The following is a 19419-nucleotide window of genomic DNA, read 5'->3' on the forward strand; positions in this document are numbered from 1 at the left end:
TGCGAACCGATGGCTATCTGGCTTGACGAGAACAGCCGGGTCGTGGTGCAGGGCATCACCGGCTCGGAGGGCACCAAGCACACCAAGCGGATGCTCGCCGCGGGCACGAACGTCGTGGCCGGGGTGAACCCGCGCAAGGTCGGCCAGCAGGTCGAGGGCGTGCCGGTGTTCGGCTCCGTCGCGGACGCGATCGAGCAGGCCGGCGCGAACGTATCGGTGATCTTCGTTCCGCCGAAGTTCACCAAGGACGCGGCGATCGAGGCGATCGACGCGGCCATCCCGCTCGCGGTGGTCATCACCGAGGGTGTGCCGGTCCACGACACGACCGAGTTCTGGGCGTACTGCCAGTCCAAGGGCACCACCCGGATCATCGGGCCGAACTGCCCGGGCATCGCCAGCCCCGGCCTGTCCAACGCCGGCATCATCCCGGCGGACATCACCCCCGGCGGCCGCATCGGCCTCGTCAGCAAGAGCGGCACGCTGACCTACCAGATGATGTACGAGCTGCGCGAGTTNGGCTTCTCCACCTGCGTCGGCATCGGTGGCGACCCGGTCATCGGCACCACCCACATCGACGCCCTCGACGCCTTCCAGGCAGACCCGGGCACCGACGCGATCGTGATGATCGGTGAGATCGGCGGCGACGCCGAGGAGCGGGCCGCGGCCCACATCGAGGCGCACGTGACGAAGCCGGTCGTCGGCTACGTCGCCGGCTTCACCGCGCCGGANGGCAAGACGATGGGCCACGCCGGCGCCATCGTGTCCGGCTCGTCCGGAACCGCGCAGGCCAAGAAGGAAGCCCTCGAGAAGGCCGGTGTGCGGGTGGGCAAGACCCCGTCCGAGACCGCCCGCCTGATGGCTGACATCATGCGGTCGTTGTAGATCTGTTTAGATGATGAGCCTCCGCGCCCCGCGGCGGCTCGTCATCCAGACGGTCCAGGGGTCGTGGGTCGTGGGGAGGTGAGGGACGCGGATGTCTTCCCTCACCTCCCCACGACTGCAAGACTCCTGCATCGGTGCGTGGGCGAACCGGCGTCGTCGTGCCGACCGACCTGACGAAGTGGGGTTCCCGTCGTGGCACAGATCGGCGGTCGTAGCGTCGCGACCAACGACATCGGCGTGATCGCCTCCGGGCTGGTCATGTTCATCGTGAGCTTCCTGCCGTGGTACTCGGTGAGCTACGCGTTCTTCGGCCGCAGCACGGAGTTGCACGAGAACGGCTGGGGGCTCGGGTTCAACTCGTGGTTCCCGGTGCTGCTGGTGCTCGCGGTAGCCGGTCTGCTCGTGGCGCGCCTGTTCGCCGACCTCCGCATCCCGGATGTCGGCCCGGTGTCGGCGCTGTGGATTCTGCCGGCTGCCTCGGCGTTCGCCGCCCTGCTCCTGCTCATCCGGTGGATCAGGTTCCCCGATGTGGCGAAAGGTCTGGATGCCGGGCCGAGCTACGGCTTCTATCTCGCCCTCGTCGCCGCCATCGCCCAGACGGTCTTCGGTGTCCTGTCGGCGCTGTCGAACGGTGCAACCATCCCCGGCCGCGGCCGACCGGGTGGCCCTGGCGTGCCCGGTGCCTGGCCGCCTCCTGGCCAGCCTCCCTACGGCCAGCCCTATGGCCAGCAGCCGACGCCCGGCTACGGCGCCCCGACGGGCGGTTACGGCCAGCCCGGCTATGGCCAGCCCGGCTATGGCCAGCCCGGTTATGGCCAGCCCCAGCAGGGCTACGGCCAGCCTCCTGTCGGTTATGGGCAGCCGCCTCAGGGTGGTTATGGCCAGCCGCAGCAGAGCGGCTACGGTGCGCCGCCCACCAGCAACTACGGCCAGGCGCCTCAGGGTGGCTATGGCCAGCCGCCCGCGGGCTACGGCCAGCCGCCTGCGGGTTATGGCCAGCCGCCTGCCTACGGCCAGCCGCAGCCTGGTTATGGCCAGCCATCCCAGCCGCAGGCGCCCCAGCCTCAGGCGCCCCAGCACCAGGAGTCCCAGCCCCAGGCGCCGCAGCCTCAGCAGCAGCCTGGTTATGGCCAGGCGCAGCCTCCGGGCGCCTACGGTCAGCAGCCGCCGGCGGACCGTTAGCCGCTGCGCCTGGCGTCCCGCCGCCTGACGCCGGGCGGCGCGGACGTTCGGGATGTTCCCGGCATTTCCGGGATCCGGACGGCGTGTTGTCCGGGATGGCGTGCAGCCGCGTGCGAGCGTCCTACCGTGCCCGCCTTCCCCCACCGTCCCGGCCCCGCCGGCCAGCTTCTCGACCGGTTGTGGCAGCGGGTTGGCCGGCCGGCGGCGGCGGCGATCGCCGCGTCGGCGGCCGGACTGGTCTTCATCGAGTTCATCGTCCTGGTCGTGTGGGGTGCGGACACCGGCTCGTCGACCGGGCCCGCCGCGGCCCTGCGCGTCGGGGCCGACCTGTGGCTTGTCGCCCACGGCACGACGCTGCGGCTGCCGGACGGGGTCATCTCCTTCCGGCCGCTCGGGCTGGCGCTGTTCCCCCTGGCCGCGGCGCTCAGCGCCGCGCACCGGCGGGCGGCGGCCGCCCCCGCGCCAAGCGGTTCCGCACTGCTGCGCCCAGGTCGGGGCGGCGAGGGCCGCGGGCGCGAGGGCGGCGAGGGCCGCGGCCGCGAAGGTCGAGCGGGCCGGAGCCGCCCTGGTTGGAGCCCGTCGAGCTGGGGCCCACCGGGTTGGGGGCGACCGGGTTGGGGGCGGCCAGGTGGGCCCGGATCCCCCTGGGACGGGACGGATCGGACGCCGGACGCCGCCGGCGGCGGTGCGGCCGGCGCAGGCAGTGACCCGACCGGCCGGCAGGCGCCGGCGACGGGCCGGGCTTTCGGTGCCGGCGGCACGGGCGGTTCCGGCGAGGCGGTTGGGGCCGACAACCGGGGCCGGCGCGGCGCGCTCATTGGCGTCCCCTGGGGGGCGGTGATGGCCGACATCGTCGGCGTTGTCGGCGCGCAGACGTTGTTCGTCGTACTCGTCGCGCTTGTCGTGCGTTCCGGCCCGGCGCGGCCGACCCTGCTGTCCGCGGCGCTGGGCACGATCGCGCTCGGTCTGCCCGCCGCGCTGCTCGGCACCCTCGCCGGTCGCCACCGGCTGCGGACCGCCTGGCGCACGCTGCCCGGGATGCTGCGCAGTTCCCTGCTGTGCGGGGCGGGTGCGTTCGCGTCGCTCATCGCCATCGCCGCCTTCGGCGTCGCCCTGGTGCTCGCCGCTACGCTGCCCGAGGTGGCCGGGGCGGAGCGGGCGCTCGACGTCGGGGTGCTCGGTGGGATCGGGCTCGCGGCGACGCAGCTCGCGCTCGTCCCCAACCTGGTGCTGTGGGGCCTGGCCTACGCCCTGGGGCCCGGCTTCCGGACCGGACCCGGCCTGGTCCGGGTCGATGCGGTCCATCCCGCCGAGCTGCCCGACCTCCCGGTGCTGGCGGCGCTGCCCCCGAACGCGCTGCCGCGGCCCGGGTGGGTCGTCCTGGCCCTGGTGCCGATCGTCGCGGGCATCGTGCTCGTGGCGATGGTCCACCGGTCCACCGCCGGGAGCCGCTCGCGCTACCGGCTCGCGACCGTGCTGCTCGCGGGCGTGACCTGNGGTCTGCTCACCGGGCTGGCGATCCAGGCGTCGATCGGGCGGGTCGGCGGGGTCGACGGCCACTACGGGCCGACCGCCGGCTGGGTGTGCGGGCTGCTCGCCGGGGGCGAGGTCGCCGCCGTCGGCCTGCTGCTGCTCGGCGGCATCGATCTGGCCGCCCGGCGCGCCGAGCGGCCGTTCCTGGCCGAGGACGCGGAGCCGTCGTTCTGGCGGCGCCGGATGTCGCTGCCCGGGTCCGGGCTCTCGGCGCGGCCGTCGCGGCGTACCCAGTGAGCGGCGCACCCAGTGAGCGGCGCACCTGGTAAGCGGCGCACCCGGTGAGCCGCGTCGGCCGGTGTCGGCCGGCGGGATCGTCGCCGGAAAATGTCCGTGGCGTGGGTTAGTGTGCCGGCGTTGGATCATCCTTACGGAGGTCGTCGTGCCGGTCGCGGTCGCCCACATCCGAGCCGAGGCCAGGCGCCTGCNGGCACTCGGCTGGTCCTACCGTCGCATCGCCCACAGGCTCAAGGCTCGTCATCGGCTCGGTGCGTTGGTGGCGTTCCGTCTCGCCCATGGCTGGACCCAGGAGGAGGCGGCGCGCCGGTGGAACGAACGATGGCCGGAACGGGGACCGGCCAAGACCGGTAAGACCTGGTCGTACTGGGAGAGCTGGCCGGGTAAGGGCGGTCGGGCGCCCTCGGCCACGGTGCTGGCCCGGCTGGCCGAGCTTTACCTGTGCCGGCCCGGCGACCTGCTCGACGGGCCCGACTTCGGCCAGCTCGACCCGGGGGCGGACAGCGCCGGCGACCAGACCGTCGCTGGCTGCTCGTGCGGGGCGGGCGCCGGTGGGGACGACGACGACCGGCTGGCGGGGCTGCTGTCCATGACCGCGCCGCTGGCCNCCCCGGCGGGCCGCGACATCCCGTCCGCCACGGCGATCGAGGCTCGGCTGGCCGAGTTCGTGACGGGGTGGGCACCGGCGGCGTGATCGCGGCGGCGGGGTGCTCCTGGGCTGTCCCGTGCGGCGCAGGTGGTCCAGTCAGTACAGTCGGACGCGTCGTCCTTCGCCGCGGTCGGGGACGTGAGCGTCGCGCGGTGGCGGTCAGCGCGCGGTGGCGGCCCGTCCCCCTGGCGTCCGCGGCGTGCCGACGCTCCGGTCGCTCGGGGCGTCCGGCCCGGGTCCATCGGGCCGTCCCATTCTGGTCACGGAGGGTGAAGTGTCTGCTCGCCTCGTCGTACTCGCCTCGGGTGCGGGAACCACCCTGCAGGCGGTTCTCGACGCGACCGCGGATCCCGAGTTCGGCGCGACCGTCGTGGCGGTCGGCACCGATCGCCACGACACCGGGGCAGAGCGGCGGGCCCGAGGCAGTGGCGTCGCGGTGTTCACCGTCCGGCTCGAGGATCATCCCGACCGGGAGGCCTTCAACGCGGCGACCGCCGAGCGGATCNCCGGGTTCGAGCCCGATCTGCTCGTCCTGGCGGGCTACATGAAGATTCTCAGTCGGCAGGTGATCGGCCGGTTCCGGACCATCAATACCCATCCCTCGCTGCTGCCCGCCTTCCCGGGCGCCTCCGCGGTCCGCGACGCGCTCGCCGCCGGGGTGAAGGTGAGCGGGGTGACGGTGCACTGGGTCGACGAGGGGGTCGACACCGGGCCGATCATCGCCCAGCGTCCGGTTCCGGTCGAGCCGGACGACAGCGAGNAGACCCTTCGCGCCCGGATCCAGGGCGTCGAGCGGGGACTGTTCGTCGCGACGATCGGCGAGATCGTGCGGTCGGGGAGCGCGCAGGCGGTTCCGGCCGGGGACCGGCGCGCCCCCGACCTGCGCGCGTCGGTGCGAGGTTCAGGTACCGGCAGAGGCTCAGCTCACGTCCAGGAGGAATCATGACGTCATCGGGCGAAGGCACGGCGGGCGCAAGCGGCGCCGCCCGGGGATCCGAGTCCGCTGAGGTGATCCCCACCGGGCGACGGCCGCTGCGCCGGGCGCTCGTCAGCGTGTACGACAAGAGCGGGCTTGACGTCCTCGCCGAGGCCTTCCTGGCCGCGGGCGTCGAGGTCGTCTCCACCGGGTCGACCGCGGACGTGCTGGCTCGCCACGGGCTGGCGGTCATTCCGGTCAGCACCGTCACCGGCTTTCCGGAGGTGCTCGGCGGGCGGGTCAAGACGCTGCACCCGCACGTCCATGCCGGTCTGCTCGCGGACCTGCGCAACGCCGAGCACGCGGCCGTCCTGGCCGAACTCGACATCGCCCCGTTCGATCTGGTCGTGGTCAACCTCTACCCGTTCGCCGCGACGGTGGCCGGCGGCGCGAGCGAGGACGAGGCGATCGAGCAGATCGACATCGGTGGCCCGGCGATGATCCGCGCGGCGGCGAAGAACCATGCGTCGGTCGCCGTGGTCGTCTCGCCGGACGAGTACGCGGAGCTGGCCGGGGCGGTCCGCGGTTCGGGCTACGATCTGCCGGCCCGCCGCCGCCTCGCGGCGAAGGCGTTCGCCCACACCGCCGCCTACGACGTCGCGGTGTCCTCGTGGTTCGCCGGGGTCGTCGCCCCCGACGAGGTCGCCCGGGAGACCGGCTGGCCCGACGTGCTGTCCGCGCAGTGGCACCGTTCGGACGTGCTGCGCTACGGCGAGAACCCGCACCAGCGCGCCGCCCTCTACGTCGAGGCGGGTGGCCAGGGGCAGCCAGGCCTCGCCACGGCTCGCCAGTTGCACGGCAAGCAGATGTCGTACAACAACTACACCGACACCGACGCGGCCCGCCGCGCGGTGTACGACTTCGCCGAGCCGGCGGTCGCCGTGATCAAGCACGCCAACCCGTGTGGCATCGCGATCGGCGCGACGATCGCCGAGGCCCACCGCAAGGCGCACGCCTGCGACCCGGTCTCCGCATTCGGCGGGGTGATCGCCACCAACCGGCCGGTCTCGGTGGAGCTCGCCGAGCAGATAGCGGAGATCTTCACCGAGGTCGTCGTGGCGCCGTCCTACGAGGATGGTGCCGTGGAGATCCTCGCCCGCAAGCCGTCGATCCGCCTGCTGGAGTGCCCCGCGCCCCCGCATCAGCGCGGGATCGAGCTGCGTCAGGTCAGCGGCGGACTGCTGCTGCAGTCGCGGGACGCGGTCGAGGAACCGGGCGACGAGCCGTCGGGCTGGACGTTGGAGGCGGGATCCCCCGCGGACGAGGCGCTGCTGGCGGACCTGCGCTTCGCCTGGCGCGCGGTGCGTGCGGTCAAGTCCAACGCGATCCTGCTCGCCGGCGACGGCGCCACCGTGGGCGTCGGGATGGGACAGGTCAACCGGGTCGACGCGGCACGACTCGCGGTGACCCGGGCGGCGGACCGCGCCAAGGGCGCGGTAGCGGCCAGCGACGCCTACTTCCCGTTCCCGGACGGGTTCGAGGTGCTCGCCGAGGCCGGAGTTCGGGCCGTGGTCGAGCCGGGCGGATCGGTGCGCGACGAACTCGTCATCGCGGCTGCCCGGGAGGCCGGCGTGACGCTCTACTTCAGCGGGGTACGCCACTTCGCGCACTGACGCCGGGCCCCTCGACGGGGCGACGGGGAAGCCGGCGGGCAGGTTCAACGGAACCGCCGGGGGGCCCACCGCGCCGGTGGCGCCGGCCGCGGATGCTCCGGTTCGATGACCGCTTGACCCGGGGGCTGGGGAGCCGGCGCGTTCGGCGCCGACGCCGGCCGTGGTTCGTGGGCGTCGGCGGGCCGTTCGGGTGGGGGATCCGGCGGCGGCCCCGGCCCGTCCGGCCCCTCCGGCGCGCCGGACGACGGGTCCGGGCGTCGGGCGGCGTCCGGACCCGCGCGCGCCGGCTCGGGCGCGGCTGGAGCACCGTGCGGGGACGGCCCGGCGCGCTCCACCGCCGGGTCCGCGGCCTCGGGTGGGTCCGGTCCGGCCGGCGGAGGCAATGAGCCCGTCGGGTGAGGCGATCCCGGCGGGTCCGGCCCTGGCCGGCCGTCGGCCGGGTTCGAGGACGCGACCGCCGCCGTGCCGTGCTCGGCGGACCACCCGCTCCCCGAGGGGACCCGCGCACCAGGCGGCCGTGGATCAGATCCCGGCGCCGATGGGCCCCGGGATGACTCGTCGGTGGCGCCGCCCAGCGGCGCGTCGCGCCGCCCGGTGCCACCGCTTCAGGACGCGGCGTTCGCCTCCGCGGCGGCGGAGCCCCGCCGGCCGCTCGCGCTGCCGTTCGCCGTGGTGGCCGTCGGCGCGCTCGCCGCCGCCGTCCCGCCCGGCTGGTCACCGTTGGGCACGTAGCGCTGCGCGACCCAGTCCAGGGCGTCGCGCCAGCTCGCGCCGTACAGCACCGAGATCCGATCGGCCGTCTGCCGCGCCAGCGCCTGGACGAACACCCTGTCGTCGCTGTCCAGGTGCCGGGCGTCACCGAAGGTTTCCCAGGCTCTGAACATCAGTTCCTGAAGCTTCTTGCTGTGAGGCGATTCGTCTGCCACGTCGAACTCCCTCCAAGTGGGCACCGCGGCCGGAAGTCTGCCCTAAGCGCGTGGGACGCCCACAGGTGGGGGTGTTGAGCATTGTGTTCCCGATGTGGCCGAATGGGGTGATGACCTGCTTGCATACCCGCATGTGATATAAGGGCCGCCTCCCCGGCGCCTGCTGCTCGGGGAACTCAGGAGTGCTGCATCGGCTCCGCCACGTCCAGGCGAACGATCCCGAGGCGCATCACCTCGTTCGCCAACCGTCCCCGCCGGTTGGGTCCCGGCGCGATGTCGAACTTGCGGTAGAGCCGCAGCAGGTGTTGCTTGACCGCTCCCTCGGTGACGACGAGATCCTCGGCCACCTCGCGAGTCGACGANGGGATGACGAAGGCACCCGGCGCGCCGGCCGGGCGGGACAGGGCGCGCAGTACGTCCCATTCCCGGCGGGTGAGATCGGGCGGGTCGGGGACGCGCAGTTCGGCGGTCCGGTCCCGGGCCGTCGCCCCGCTGCCCGCCTCGATGGTGAACTCGATCAGCGGACGCCGATCCTGGAAGCGCACGCCCGCCGCACCGAACCGGATGACATCGCCGTCGCGGAGGATCCGCCGGCCTACGGGCTGACCGTTGACCCGGGTGCCGTTGCGGGACAGCCCCTGATCCCAGACGTAGAGATACGGGCCCCGCCGCACGATTTCGGCGTGCAGCCGGGAGACGCTGGAATCGGCGAGCGGCACGTCGACGCCCGGCCCCCGCCCCACCGTCGTGACCTCGGTGCGCAGAGAAAAGACCTCGCCGGTGATCTCGATCCGCAGACTCGGCCCGTCCACTTCTGTCCAACCTCGCTTCCATCGATCCACGCTCGTCCCTGACCTGCCCGCGCCCGTCCCTCGCGCCGGCTCCCGCACGACCACAGGTGACCGGCTCCGGGGCGCTGGGGCAATCCTTTGGCCAGTGATCCCCGGTTGGGGGTCAGTAACACGCGACTTTTGGACGATCTGGACGCTTCAGATCCGGCGGGTGGCGGGTGGATGGCCGGGGCACGGCCTACCGTGTGTCCTGAGGATCCGTCGTGCTGGTTGGATGAGTGCTCTGCACCGTCCTGTCGCGGTGGGACCGCCGGTGACGGCGGCGCATCGCCACGATCAGCACGGCAGGCCCGTCCGAAAACGAAGCTGACCGGCGCCGGAGGTGGGGGTGACCGACGCGCCACGCCGGCCCGACCCGCCCCGGCCCGAGGACCTGCCCCGGCCCGACGCCGGCCAGGGCGAGCATGACGTGACCGCCCGGCCGCACTGGCCCGAGCAGGATCCGGCCGGGGCCGATGGCCCGTACGACGCTCGGAGCCGTCCCGTCGGCGCCCGCTTGCCCGGCGATGCGGATTGGCCCGGCGATGCGGGCTGGCCCGTGGAGGGGGGCTGGCCCGTGGAGGGGGGCCGGGGGGATGCGCGGGGCGGCGCGGGACCCGGTCGGCAGGGTGCGGTGTCGGGGCACCGATCGGCGCGCGTCCGGCCGCAGCCGTGGTACCCCGACGATCGCAGCCGCGGCGACGCTGACCGCCACCGCGAGCCGCGCCGCCGGGACGACCGACCCGTGCCGCCGGTGCCGCCGGTGCCGCCGGTGCCGCCGGCCGACCCTGCGTCCACTCGTGTCGCGCGCGGCGGGCCGCGCCGCGGCGGGGAGCAACGCAGGGCGGCCCGTGAGGTCGATACCCGTCCGAGACTCGGGGCGCGGGGTCCTGCTGTGGACCGGCGACCGTCCGCCCGGCGTGCGGCGGGAGCAGCCGGGCCGGATCCGACGGAGCTGCCCGCATCTGCCTGGCCACCCGACGCCTCCGCGGACCGTGGACCGCTCGTGGCACCCGTGGCCTCGAGGCCTGATGCCCACGCTGGGCCTGGTTTTTCGGTCGAGCCTGATGCCCTCGCGGGGTCCGGTGCTCTCGCTGGGCCCGGTGCACCCCTGGGGCCGGATGCACTCGGGGAGCCCGGTTCGACTGCTGGGCCCACCGCACCTGCGGTGGCCGGCGCGACCGGAGCCGGCCGGTCCGGCATCGTCGGCTGGCTGCGGCGCGAGATGGTGTTCGCGTCGGTGCTGGTTGGCGTTGCGGTCGGATTGACGCTCGTCTACCAGGACCGGTGGCGCCGCGGAATGCTGGTGGTCGGGGCTGTGCTGGCCCTGGCGGGACTCGCCCGCCTTGCGCTGCCCACGCGGCGGGTCGGCCTGCTCGCCGTGCGCGGGCGGGCGTTCGACACCGTGATCCTGGCGCTGCTCGGGGCATCGGTGATCATGCTTACCTCCGCGGTGCCCTACCTGGGACCTTGACGTCCTCCCCCGCCTGGAAGGCGGTCCCGCGGTGGCGCGGACGGCGTCGGGCCGGTCCGGGTGGGGCTGGTCCGGGTGGGGCCGGCTGCGGTCAGCGCCGTCCGGACATGGTGCGTCGAACGGCGAGCCGGGTGAGGGAACTGGCCGGGATCGTGCCCCGGCCGAGCCCGATCTCGACGAGGGTGTCGTAGAGCTCGGTGCGGGTGCGGGCGGCCCGCACCGCGGCGTCCATCATCGTGCGGCGCCGGCCGACGAGCCCGGCGAGCAGCGCGGTGTGCCGCAGGTGCCGACCGAGCTCAGCGTCGAGCGAGCGTCGGTATCGCCGTCCGGCGCCGGCGGGGTTCGCCGCCCCGACCGCCGCCTGCCCGGCCAGGGAGCCGGACAGCAGGGCGTAGTAGATGCCCTCTCCGGTCAGNGGATTGATCAGCGAGGCGGCGTCGCCGGCGAGGAGAACCGGACCGTTGGGCTGGCGCGGCCGATGGGTCGACAGCGGCAGGTGGTGGGCCCGCAGCGTGGTCGGGTCCGCCGGCGTCTGTGGCAGCATCCGGGCCAGGGTGCGGTGCAGGACCGTCTTCGCGCTCGTCCCGTCGTCGCCGCCGGTCAGGCGGGAGCGCAGCATGCCGTAGCCGATGTTCGCCCGGCCGTCGCCGATCGGGAACGACCACGCGTAGGCCGGCCAGCCGTCGTCGGTCATGTGGATGAACTGCTCGGGCGGACGCTCGTCGGCGGGGAGGTCGGCATACGCCCGCACCGCGATCGCCATGGCTTCCGGCGGGTTCGCCGCCAGGTTCAGCCCGCGTCGCACAACCGAGTTCGCGCCGTCCGCGCCGATGACGACCCGGGCCGTCAGCGCGCCGTTGACGACGACGACCGGTTCGCGCCCCCGCCCGTCGGGCCGCGGCCGGTCGGCGAACTCCAGGGTCCGCACCCGGCGTCGCACCAGGTGGGCGCCGCGGGCACGGGCCGCGGCCACGAGACGGGCGTCGAAGACCTCCCGGGGGACCACGTAGCTGGCCCGAGCCGACGGGGTGGCCACCTCGGCGCCCCCCGGCGTGCGCAGCCGCATCCGGTCGACCGGCTGGTAGCCGGCGACGGCGTCGGTGACGCCGAGGTCGCGCAGCACGTCCAGGCCGTGCGGGGCGATGCCGTCGCCGCACGTCTTGTCCCGGGGGAACGCGGCGGCGTCCGCGATGACGACGCTGGCCTCGGGGCGTTCCCGCAGCGCCGCCAGCGCCGCCGCGCAGCCGGCCGGACCGCCACCGACGATGAGCACGTCGATCGTGCGGTCGGGCAGATCCGCCGACTCGTCGACGCGCACGATCGGGGTCGCCGTCGTGATGGTGTCGATGTCCTTCGCTGGTCCCGCCGGGATCGGACGTGGGCCGGACGGGGTGGGCGCTGAGGACGGGGTCTGCACGCCCGCCAGTCTCGCAGCCGACCATGGGACGGTGCGCCAGCGCCCCCGGTGCCTGCCGTGGCCGTTCGTCGTCCGGTCCGGGTCGTCCGGGTCCGTCCGGGTCCGGCGGGGACCACGGCCCGGCGGAGGAGTTCGTACAGTGCGTGGCGTGGACGCACTGGTTCAGGTTTCGCAGTGGCCGGTCAGGACGGTGGCGGTCACGGTCCTCGGCCTCGACGACGCTCCCGACGCCGGGACGGTCCGAGAGCTCGGCCGGACGGGGCCGGACGATCATCCGTTCCGGCTTGCCTCGGTGTCGAAGTTGCTCAGCGCCTATGCGGTGCTCATCGCCGTGGAGGAGGGCGCGATCGGGCTGGCCGACCCGGCCGGCCCCGAGTCGTCCACCGTGGCGCACCTGCTCGCCCATGCCTCCGGGCTGGCGTTCGAGGGCGACAAGGTCCTCGCCGCGCCGGGCACCCGCCGGATCTACTCCAATGCCGGCTTCGACCGGCTGGCCGAGGTGGTAACCCGGGCGACGGGGATCGCCTTCGCCGACTACCTCGCCGAGGCCGTGTTCGAGCCGCTGGGGATGCGGCGGGCCAGCCTCACCGGCTCGGCGGCCGCCGGGGTGACGGCGACCCTGGCCGATCTGCGCAGCTTCGCCGCCGAGCTGCTCGCCCCCACCCTCCTGTCGGCCGCGACGTCGGCCGCCGCGACCTCGGTCGCCTTCCCGGGGCTGGCCGGCGTCCTGCCTGGCTTTGGCCGCCAGGACCCGAACGACTGGGGGCTGGGCTACGAGATCCGCGGGAGCAAGAACCCGCACTGGACCGGCCGCACGAACGCCCCGACGACCTTCGGCCATTTCGGCCAGGCCGGAACGTTCCTGTGGGTGGATCCGGTCGCCCGGCTCGCCTGCGTCACGTTGTGTGATCGAGACTTCGGGGACTGGGCGCGCCGGGTGTGNCCACCCCTGTCGGATGACGTGCTGGCGCAGGCCCGCCCCCAGATGGTGAATCCCTCGGCGTGACCGGACCGCGGTGCGACGGGCGGGCGGCGTCCGCCGGTTGCCCTTGTCGGAATCCTCCCACGATCGTCCCTGTCCATATGGCGGGTTGTCGCTGTTTTGGCCGGATCTGCGGGTGAGCGGGTCGCGGTCTTCTGGTCCGCGGGAGACAGGCGGGGTCCGTGGGCCATGATGTCGGCATGCTTTCCTCGGCGACACCGACCCCGACGGCCGGTCACCGACCCGGTGATGGCGCGCCCGTGAGTACCGAGAGTTACGATCTTCGGCTAGGATGCCGCGGGCGCCNCGCGTGCCACGGTGCCGGTCGCGCATGACTGAAAGGTCACTCGAACCAGGCGCCGTCGTGCGCGCGGCGGATCCGGCCCGTCCGGTCGACGCGGTGGACCTGGCCGACATCGGCGTCGCGATCGGCATTCCGGAGCCCTACCGGACCGAGCTCCAGGACTGGCGGGAGCGGCTCGGGGATCCCAATGCCGCTCTCATCGTTCCGCATGTCACCCTGCTGGGGCCGACGACGGTCAGACTGGCCGACCTGCCGGCGATAGAACGTCATCTCGCGCATATCGCCCCGCCGAACGCTCCGTTCACGATTCGTCTGCAGGGCTCGGGGACCTTTCGTCCACTGTCGCCCGTTGTCTTCGTCGCTCTCGTCGCCGGTGNGGCCCGCTGCGCGACGCTGGCGGCGGCGGTGCGGTCCGGCCCGCTGGACCGGCCGCTGAACTTCGCCTACCACCCGCATGTCACCGTGGCTCACGACATCGCCGAGGACGGCCTCGACCGCGCCTACGAGGCGCTGGCCGACTATCAGGCACAGTTCGAGGTGCGGGGGTTCGGACTCTACGAAAGAGGGGCCGACCTCCGCTGGCGGNAACTACGCTTCTACCNGTTCGGTCAGCAGGGGGACGAGTCCGAACCGAATGGCGACGGAGGACGACGCGCCGGCCTCGGTTCACAAGAATGACCAGGCGTCGTCGGGGGGACATCGACGGGTGTGACAAAACCTCGTGAGGCGGTTCGAGCCGGCGTCGGCACGGTTTCCGACACCGCCGGGGCGGTAAGGGCGAAACGTCCGTTTCTTGACCACATCATTCGGGCGTACTCCCGCTACACGGCCGACGGCGGGGACCGGCTGGCGGCGTCGGCGACGTACTTCGCCTTCCTGTCGTTCTTTCCGATCGTCGCGCTCGCCTTCGCGGTCACGGGGTTCGTGGTCGACGCCTACCCCGACGTGCAGGACAGCCTGACCAGGCAGATCAACGACTACCTGCCGGGGTTGGCGGACAGACTCGACGTCACGTCGATCGGCAACGCCAAGGTCGGTGTCGGCATCATCGGTCTGCTCGGGTTGCTGCTCGCCGGTCTCGCCTGGATCGACGCGCTACGCGACGCCCTGCGGTTGGTCTGGCACCAGGACATCGACGCCGGCAACATCATCATGCGGCGGCTGCGGGACATCACCGTCCTCGCCGGCCTGGGGCTGACACTGCTGGCCTCACTCGTGGTCACCAGCCTGTCGACCTCGGCAACCGGGACGTTTCTGGACTGGATCGGGCTGTCCGGCAGCACGGCCGCCGCGTGGGTCACCGGCATCCTGGCCCTGCTCGTCGCCCTCGCGATCGACACCGCGGTGTTCCTCTACCTGTTCTGGCGGTTGCCCGGGCAGACCGACCGGAGCCGGTCGGTGCGCGGCGCAGTCCTCGGCGCGGTCGGGCTGGAGATCCTCAAGGTCGCGGGGACCTGGCTGATCGGCAAGACCACGGGCAACCCGGTCTACGGCACGTTCGCGGTCATCGTCGGGCTGCTCATCTGGATCAACATCGTGATGCGCTGGACGCTGTTCGTCGCCGCCTGGACGGTGACCGCGCCCTACGCCTCGGACGTGTACCCCTCGGGGACGGCCGTGCCCCCCGAGGCTTACCGGCCGAACGGGTCGCCGAACCGGGACGCCTCGCGGCCCGCCGAGCCCCACGGGGCCGACTCTCCGTCCGCCCGGGGCACTGCCCCGCCGGACCCGCCCGGGTCGAACCCGTCGCCGTCGAACCGGTCGGAGCCGAGCTCCACGACGCCGTACTCCTCCGTCGGGTCCGTGACCACCGGCTCGGGCGCGACGCTGGCCGCCAGGCTGCGCGCATTGCTGCGCCGACGCCACCCGTCGGAGACCTCCGGCGGTTCTGGCTGAGGGGGCACGGCTCGGCGTGGCCGCGCGCCGAGCCGATGCGCGGCGCCGGTCGGTGGAACAGCCGACGAGGTGCCCACCACCGGCGGGCCGGGCCCGCGGTGCCGCCGACGCCCGCGGGCCGCGCGTCGGGTGAGGGCCGTCACGACGCAGGCGCCCGCCGTGAGCGTGAGCGCGATCCAGGTCATCGGGCCGATGTCGCCGACGAGACCGCCCGAGTGGTCCGCTCGGTGGACAGGCGCCGCCGCGGGCCGCGCGACCGCCTGCGCGGCGGCCGCGGGCCGGGTCGCGTCGCCGGCCACGGACGCCGCGGGGTTCGGCAGGTAGCCGACCGGCGTCACCTGTCCGGCGTGCGCGAATCCCCAGTCGAGCAGGGCGCGGGCGTCGGTGCCGTAGGCGGGGGCCGCGCGCAGCAACGCGACGATGAGTGTCCGACCGCCGCGGGTGGCGGCCCCGACGAACGTCGCGCCGGCCGCCACCGTGTAACCGTTCTTCACCCCGACGGCGCCGTCGTAGGTGCGGAGCAGCGAGTTGTGGTTCTGGATCTCGAAGCGCTGGTCGCCGCGCCCGGCGAGGGACGCCCGCGGGATGGTGAGATACCCCCGCACGCTCGGGTCGTTGAGCGCGGCGCGGCCGAGCACGGCGAGGTCGTAGACGCTGGTGACCTGCCCCGGACTGTCCAGCCCGGTCGGATCGCCGGCGACGGTCTCGCGCGCGCCCAGAGACCTGGCCAGCGCGTTCATCCGGGCCAGGACCGCCGCGGTGCCGCCGGCGGCCTCGACGAGGGTCACCGCCGCGTCGTTCCCGCTGGAGATCATCATCGCCGTTGCCAGATCCCGGACGGTGTACCCGACGCCGGGCACCAGACCGACCTTGGTGCCGTCCACCCGGGGGGCGTTCTCGTCGACGGTGATGACCCGGTCCGGTGGCAGGCCGGGAAGCACGGTCAGCGCGGTGAGGATCTTCATGGTGCTGGCCGGCAGATCCGTCGCGTGCGGGCGGGAGGCGGCGAGGACGGCGCCGCTGCCGGCGTCCGCGACCAGCCAGGCCTGCGCGGTCAGCCCCGCCGGTGCGGGCGGGGCGGGGGTGCCCTCGGGCGCCGGCTCGGGGGTGACCGTCGGATCCGCCGGGGCGCCGACGCCCGCCTGGCCGCCCGCTTCCGTATGGCCTCCGGTTCCGGCCTGAGCACCGCCGATGGCCTGACCCCCCGCCCCGGGAGCCGTCGGCGTCGCGGCTGCGGCGGCGGCAAGGGTCGGGGCAAGCCACGCCACAGGGGCGAACAGCAGGCCCATGGTCGTGAGGGTGAGGATCAGGGCGCGGCGGGCTGGCAGGCTTGAACCGGCTGGCAGGCTTGAACCGGCTGGCAGAGTTGAACCGGCTTGCAGGGTTGGACGGGAGCGACACGACCGGCCGGCACGCACCTACAGAACGCTACTGGCTCGGGCCGCTCCCGCGCGGGCGGTCACGAGACGTGTCGCGAAGTGGCGTTCACCGTGGGTGAATCGCCCGATTTCGGGCGTTCCGCCGATCGGCGGGCCGATCCAGCGTGCAGCGGGGAACGATGATGTCCGCGACTGGGCACCGCCCGGCCCGCCCGGTGGGTGGCGGAGCCGCCGGCGTCCGTGTCCGCCCTGGCTGCGTCGGCTGCCATCGGGTCGGCCGCAACCGGATCGGCCGCCACCGGCGCGCCCGCGATCCCCGCGGCGGCGGGGCGGAAACCGTCGACCGCGTTCGCGACGAGGTGCGCCGGCGTCGACCCGGGGCCGGCGTCGACCGGTTCGGTCTCATCGGTCTCATCGGTCCGGGAGATACCACCGGCGTGCCCGGCCTGGCTGACTCCGACGGGTGACGGGGAGATCTCGCTCGCGCCGTCGCGGCTCGCCGTGTCTGCCGGCGATCCTTCGGTCGGGGAGCCGCTGCCCGTCGGGGCGTCGACGGGCGTGTTCGTCAACGCGATCTTTGCGGCTCGGGCGCGCTTGGCACCCTTGGGGCGCTTCGGCGCCCTGGGGCGGGCGAGGGCGGGCCCGTCGGCATCCTCGGCGGAATCCGCACCGCTGTCGCGGGCCGCGGGCGGTGAGGCGGCCGAACCGGTCGACTCACGGTCGTCCGCGCCGGAATGAGCCGACGTACCCGGCTGGGTGATCGCGCCGGGCTGGGCGGTCTCGCCGGATCGCCGGGCGGCCTGGGGCTGACGGGGGAGCTCGACGGCCTCCCGGAGCAGGCTTTCGAGATCTCCGCGCAGTGCTTCGAGCTGGCCAGCCAGCTCCCCCCGGACGTACTGGCGCGTCGCCGCCTCGCTCTGAGCGAGCCGCAGGGCCGCGACCTCGCGGGTCAGGAACTCCGTGTCCTCGCGCATGCGGCCGGCGACGGCCCGGTCCTCGGTGAGGGAGGCCCGGTCGCGGTCGTCCTGACGGTTCTGGGCGAGCAGGATGAGCGGTGCCGCATAGGCCGCCTGGGTCGAGAAGGCCAGGTTCAGCAGGATGAACGGGTAGGGATCCCAGCGCAGCAGCGGCACCGCGATGTTCAGGGCGATCCAGACGATGACGATGCCCGTCTGGATCGCGAGATAACGCCCGGTGCCCAGGAAACGGGCGATGGTCTCCGCGAAGCGGCTGACCGTCTCCCGATCCACCCGGGGAAGTAGCGCGACCCGGCCGGAGACCGGCAGATCGAGACGATCGGTGCCCAGACCTCGACGGTCCGTCGTTCGCGTTGCTGAGATGGTCATGGAAGCTCCCCACCCGCGCGCAGGCGNCCAGCGCCGGTTCGCGCGCGCTCCTCGAGCAGGCCGCACGCGCTGTCGCCACGGCGGCCTCAGGTCGACACGACATCAATCGACCGCACCTGCTCGTGCACTGCCCGATCAGATCCCGTGGCCGAGGGCCACACGGATCCGGAAGTCGGCACCGGCGCGCAGACGCGCCGGCCAGGCCGCGGCGGGACAGGTGAACGTCACCCCGGGCCGAAGAAGCGGCGGTCGACCATGCGGCGCCCCGAGTGGGGGCCGGGGCCGGACCTCGGCCGACTTCCGAGCAGTGCCCCGGGAGTCGTCAACCCCGGGTTCGTGGACGCGGGCCGGGCGCGCGGGGCGCTCCGGCCGGAGCTCAACGCCGGCTGGCGTCCACTAGCAGGAAGCGGCCGTTACTGGAGCACCCGCCAGGACTCACAGCGGCCACCTCCTCGCGTTGGTCCTCCGTGGAGGATTTTTCGGGGGCTTGTCAAGGATAACTGCCCGATCCGTGACCGGACCTACCGGGGTATCCGTGACGTCCGTCGCGAAGGCATCACCTGCGGCGCCCGGTCGACCCGGTCCGGGATGCCGAATCTCCATCGGGTTTCTGGACGGTTACCGGCGGTGGGGTCATTCGGGGTGAGGCGGTGCGGTGCCCGCCCCGGACCTCGTGATGTCGGCGGTGGATCCCGGGTCCGTGCGGGCTGGGCGCGCGGCGGGAAATGTGGTGCGTGCGGCGGGTGCGGCGGGGTATGCCGTGGCCAATTGGCGCCGGTACACCGCGGATCCGGGGACTTTGTCCCGTTGCCGCCCGCGGGCCGGCGCCGTGCGACGAGGGGAACCCGGTGAAGGTCAACGGATGCGCTCGGTGCGGGCAGCTCGTCTTCTTCGAGAACACCGCCTGCCTGCGATGTGGGGCGCCGCTCGGTTTCGAGCCGGACCGTGGCCGGGTTCTCACGCTGGTGCCCGACTCGCCGCCGGCGGCAGGCGCCGCGGACCGTGACGACGTCCACGAACCTGCGACAGAGTTCTTCGAGCTGCCACCGGTCGCGGAGGTGGGGGCCGGGCTCGGCGCCGGGCCGGCGACGGATGGCCCGGCGGTCCCGCAGCCCTTCGCGGCACCGCGCGCCGGTGCCGGGACGGACCCGATCGCCCGAGATCTTCTCGAGGCCGTTCCGGCGTCGCGTCGGCGCCGCTACCGGCGCTGCGCCAACGCGCGGCTGGCCGGCTGCAACTGGCTCATCGCCGTGCCGGCGCCCGTGAACCGGCTGGCCGAGGCCGCCAGGGCCGCCGAGGCTGCTGCCGGACGCCCCGCCGTGGGCGGATCCGCGCCCCCGGCGGACCCCGCCTCGCCCGGTGGGCTGTGCGTCTGCTGCCGGCTGACGCGGACGCGGCCGGCGGACACGGATCCGGTGGGCAAGGAGCAGTTCGAACGGGCGGAGGCGGCCAAGCGCCGGCTCGTGGCCCAACTGCTCGAACTCGGCCTGCCCGTCGTCTCCCATGCCGACGACCCGGCGACCGGGCTCGCGTTCGACCTGCTGAGCAGCACCGAGCAGAAGGTGGTGACCGGGCACAGCGACGGCGTCATCACGCTGGACCTGGCCGAATCCGACGACGCCCATCGCGAGACGGTCCGAACCCAGCTCGGGGAGCCCTACCGCACGCTGCTCGGGCACTTCCGGCACGAGACCGGTCACTACTACTGGTCCTCGCTGGTCGACGCCGATCCCGGGCGCGCCGCCCGGTTCCGGGACCTGTTCGGCGACGCGGGCCTCGACTACTCCGCCGCC

12 protein-coding genes and 11 pseudogenes are annotated in these 19419 nt (G+C 73.8%); 16 read left to right on the plus strand and 7 right to left on the minus strand.

Annotated elements, in window-relative coordinates; translation table 11 throughout:
• Positions 1-9 precede the first annotated feature (9 nt).
• The 10 genes and pseudogenes from FF86_RS44895 to purH form a co-directional block, all read left to right on the plus strand.
• Positions 10-515 (plus strand): CoA-binding protein (locus FF86_RS44895; RefSeq protein WP_242418478.1); only part of this gene is annotated, 506 nt, incomplete at its 3' end.
• A gap of 1 nt (position 516) precedes the next feature.
• Positions 517-728: pseudogene (locus FF86_RS44900) on the plus strand (succinate--CoA ligase subunit alpha); the annotation flags it as partial.
• A gap of 1 nt (position 729) precedes the next feature.
• Positions 730-882: pseudogene (locus FF86_RS44905) on the plus strand (succinate--CoA ligase subunit alpha); the annotation flags it as partial.
• A gap of 192 nt (positions 883-1074) precedes the next feature.
• The gene (locus FF86_RS09950) at positions 1075-2064 is read left to right on the plus strand and encodes a hypothetical protein (protein ID WP_044884243.1); all 990 of its coding nucleotides are present in this window, start codon (positions 1075-1077) and stop codon (positions 2062-2064) included.
• A 264-nt stretch (positions 2065-2328) separates the two neighbouring features.
• The coding region (locus FF86_RS44910; protein WP_242418501.1) for a DUF6350 family protein at positions 2329-3560 on the plus strand (1232 nt) is incomplete at its 3' end.
• Position 3561: 1 nt separating this feature from the next.
• A pseudogene (locus tag FF86_RS44915) lies at positions 3562-3834 on the plus strand (hypothetical protein); the annotation flags it as partial.
• A gap of 192 nt (positions 3835-4026) precedes the next feature.
• Positions 4027-4441: pseudogene (locus FF86_RS09960) on the plus strand (helix-turn-helix domain-containing protein); the annotation flags it as partial.
• Between the two features lie 316 nt (positions 4442-4757).
• Positions 4758-4988: formyltransferase family protein (locus tag FF86_RS44925; RefSeq protein ID WP_304438119.1), on the plus strand; the 231-nt coding region annotated here is incomplete at its 3' end.
• Position 4989: 1 nt separating this feature from the next.
• Positions 4990-5243, plus strand: a pseudogene (locus FF86_RS44930) (phosphoribosylglycinamide formyltransferase); the annotation flags it as partial.
• Positions 5244-5425: 182 nt separating this feature from the next.
• The gene (gene purH, locus FF86_RS09970; RefSeq protein ID WP_044884246.1) at positions 5426-7072 is read left to right on the plus strand and encodes a bifunctional phosphoribosylaminoimidazolecarboxamide formyltransferase/IMP cyclohydrolase; all 1647 of its coding nucleotides are present in this window, start codon (positions 5426-5428) and stop codon (positions 7070-7072) included.
• A gap of 605 nt (positions 7073-7677) precedes the next feature.
• Here purH and FF86_RS09975 read toward each other — a convergent pair.
• The 3 genes and pseudogenes from FF86_RS09975 to FF86_RS44940 all read right to left on the minus strand — a co-directional run.
• Positions 7678-7998: a hypothetical protein gene (locus FF86_RS09975; protein WP_044884247.1), complete on the minus strand. Its 321-nt coding sequence runs from the start codon at positions 7996-7998 to the stop codon at positions 7678-7680.
• Positions 7999-8174: 176 nt separating this feature from the next.
• Positions 8175-8360 (minus strand): annotated as a pseudogene (locus FF86_RS44935) (forkhead-associated protein); the annotation flags it as partial.
• A 1-nt stretch (position 8361) separates the two neighbouring features.
• A pseudogene (locus FF86_RS44940) lies at positions 8362-8810 on the minus strand (FHA domain-containing protein); the annotation flags it as partial.
• A 1186-nt stretch (positions 8811-9996) separates the two neighbouring features.
• On the opposite strand from FF86_RS44940, the gene FF86_RS09990 reads away from it, so the two are divergent.
• Positions 9997-10302 carry a DUF3017 domain-containing protein gene (locus tag FF86_RS09990; RefSeq protein WP_082121748.1) on the plus strand — a complete coding sequence of 102 codons (306 nt, stop codon included), beginning with the start codon at positions 9997-9999 and terminating at the stop codon, positions 10300-10302.
• Positions 10303-10393: 91 nt separating this feature from the next.
• Here FF86_RS09990 and FF86_RS44945 read toward each other — a convergent pair.
• Together FF86_RS44945 and FF86_RS09995 are read right to left on the minus strand one after the other, a co-directional pair.
• Positions 10394-10717 (minus strand): annotated as a pseudogene (locus FF86_RS44945) (geranylgeranyl reductase); the annotation flags it as partial.
• Position 10718: 1 nt separating this feature from the next.
• Positions 10719-11719: pseudogene (locus FF86_RS09995) on the minus strand (NAD(P)/FAD-dependent oxidoreductase); the annotation flags it as partial.
• Positions 11720-11867: 148 nt separating this feature from the next.
• On the opposite strand from FF86_RS09995, the gene FF86_RS10000 reads away from it, so the two are divergent.
• The 4 genes and pseudogenes from FF86_RS10000 to FF86_RS31775 form a co-directional block, all read left to right on the plus strand.
• A partial coding sequence (locus FF86_RS10000) for a serine hydrolase (RefSeq protein ID WP_242418479.1) occupies positions 11868-12661 on the plus strand: 794 nt, incomplete at its 3' end.
• A gap of 371 nt (positions 12662-13032) precedes the next feature.
• Positions 13033-13381, plus strand: a 349-nt coding sequence (locus FF86_RS44950) for a 2'-5' RNA ligase family protein (RefSeq protein ID WP_242418480.1), incomplete at its 3' end; no start/stop codon positions are given.
• A gap of 1 nt (position 13382) precedes the next feature.
• Positions 13383-13590: pseudogene (locus tag FF86_RS44955) on the plus strand (2'-5' RNA ligase family protein); the annotation flags it as partial.
• 123 nt (positions 13591-13713) lie between these two features.
• Positions 13714-14901 (plus strand): YihY/virulence factor BrkB family protein, encoded by a 1188-nt coding sequence (locus FF86_RS31775; protein WP_339325596.1) that lies wholly within the window; start codon positions 13714-13716, stop codon positions 14899-14901.
• Positions 14902-15362: 461 nt separating this feature from the next.
• Here FF86_RS31775 and FF86_RS65750 read toward each other — a convergent pair.
• Together FF86_RS65750 and FF86_RS44960 are read right to left on the minus strand one after the other, a co-directional pair.
• Positions 15363-16190 (minus strand): annotated as a pseudogene (locus FF86_RS65750) (D-alanyl-D-alanine carboxypeptidase family protein); the annotation flags it as partial.
• A 170-nt stretch (positions 16191-16360) separates the two neighbouring features.
• Complete coding sequence (locus tag FF86_RS44960; RefSeq protein WP_044884253.1) at positions 16361-17626, minus strand: DUF1003 domain-containing protein; 1266 nt, start codon at positions 17624-17626, stop codon at positions 16361-16363.
• An 848-nt stretch (positions 17627-18474) separates the two neighbouring features.
• Between FF86_RS44960 and FF86_RS10020 the strand changes: the two genes are divergently transcribed.
• Positions 18475-19419, plus strand: a 945-nt coding sequence (locus FF86_RS10020; RefSeq protein ID WP_242418481.1) for a putative zinc-binding metallopeptidase, incomplete at its 3' end; no start/stop codon positions are given.

The organism is Frankia sp. CpI1-P, from assembly GCF_001421075.1.
Taxonomy (GTDB): Bacteria; Actinomycetota; Actinomycetes; order Frankiales; family Frankiaceae; genus Frankia; species Frankia torreyi.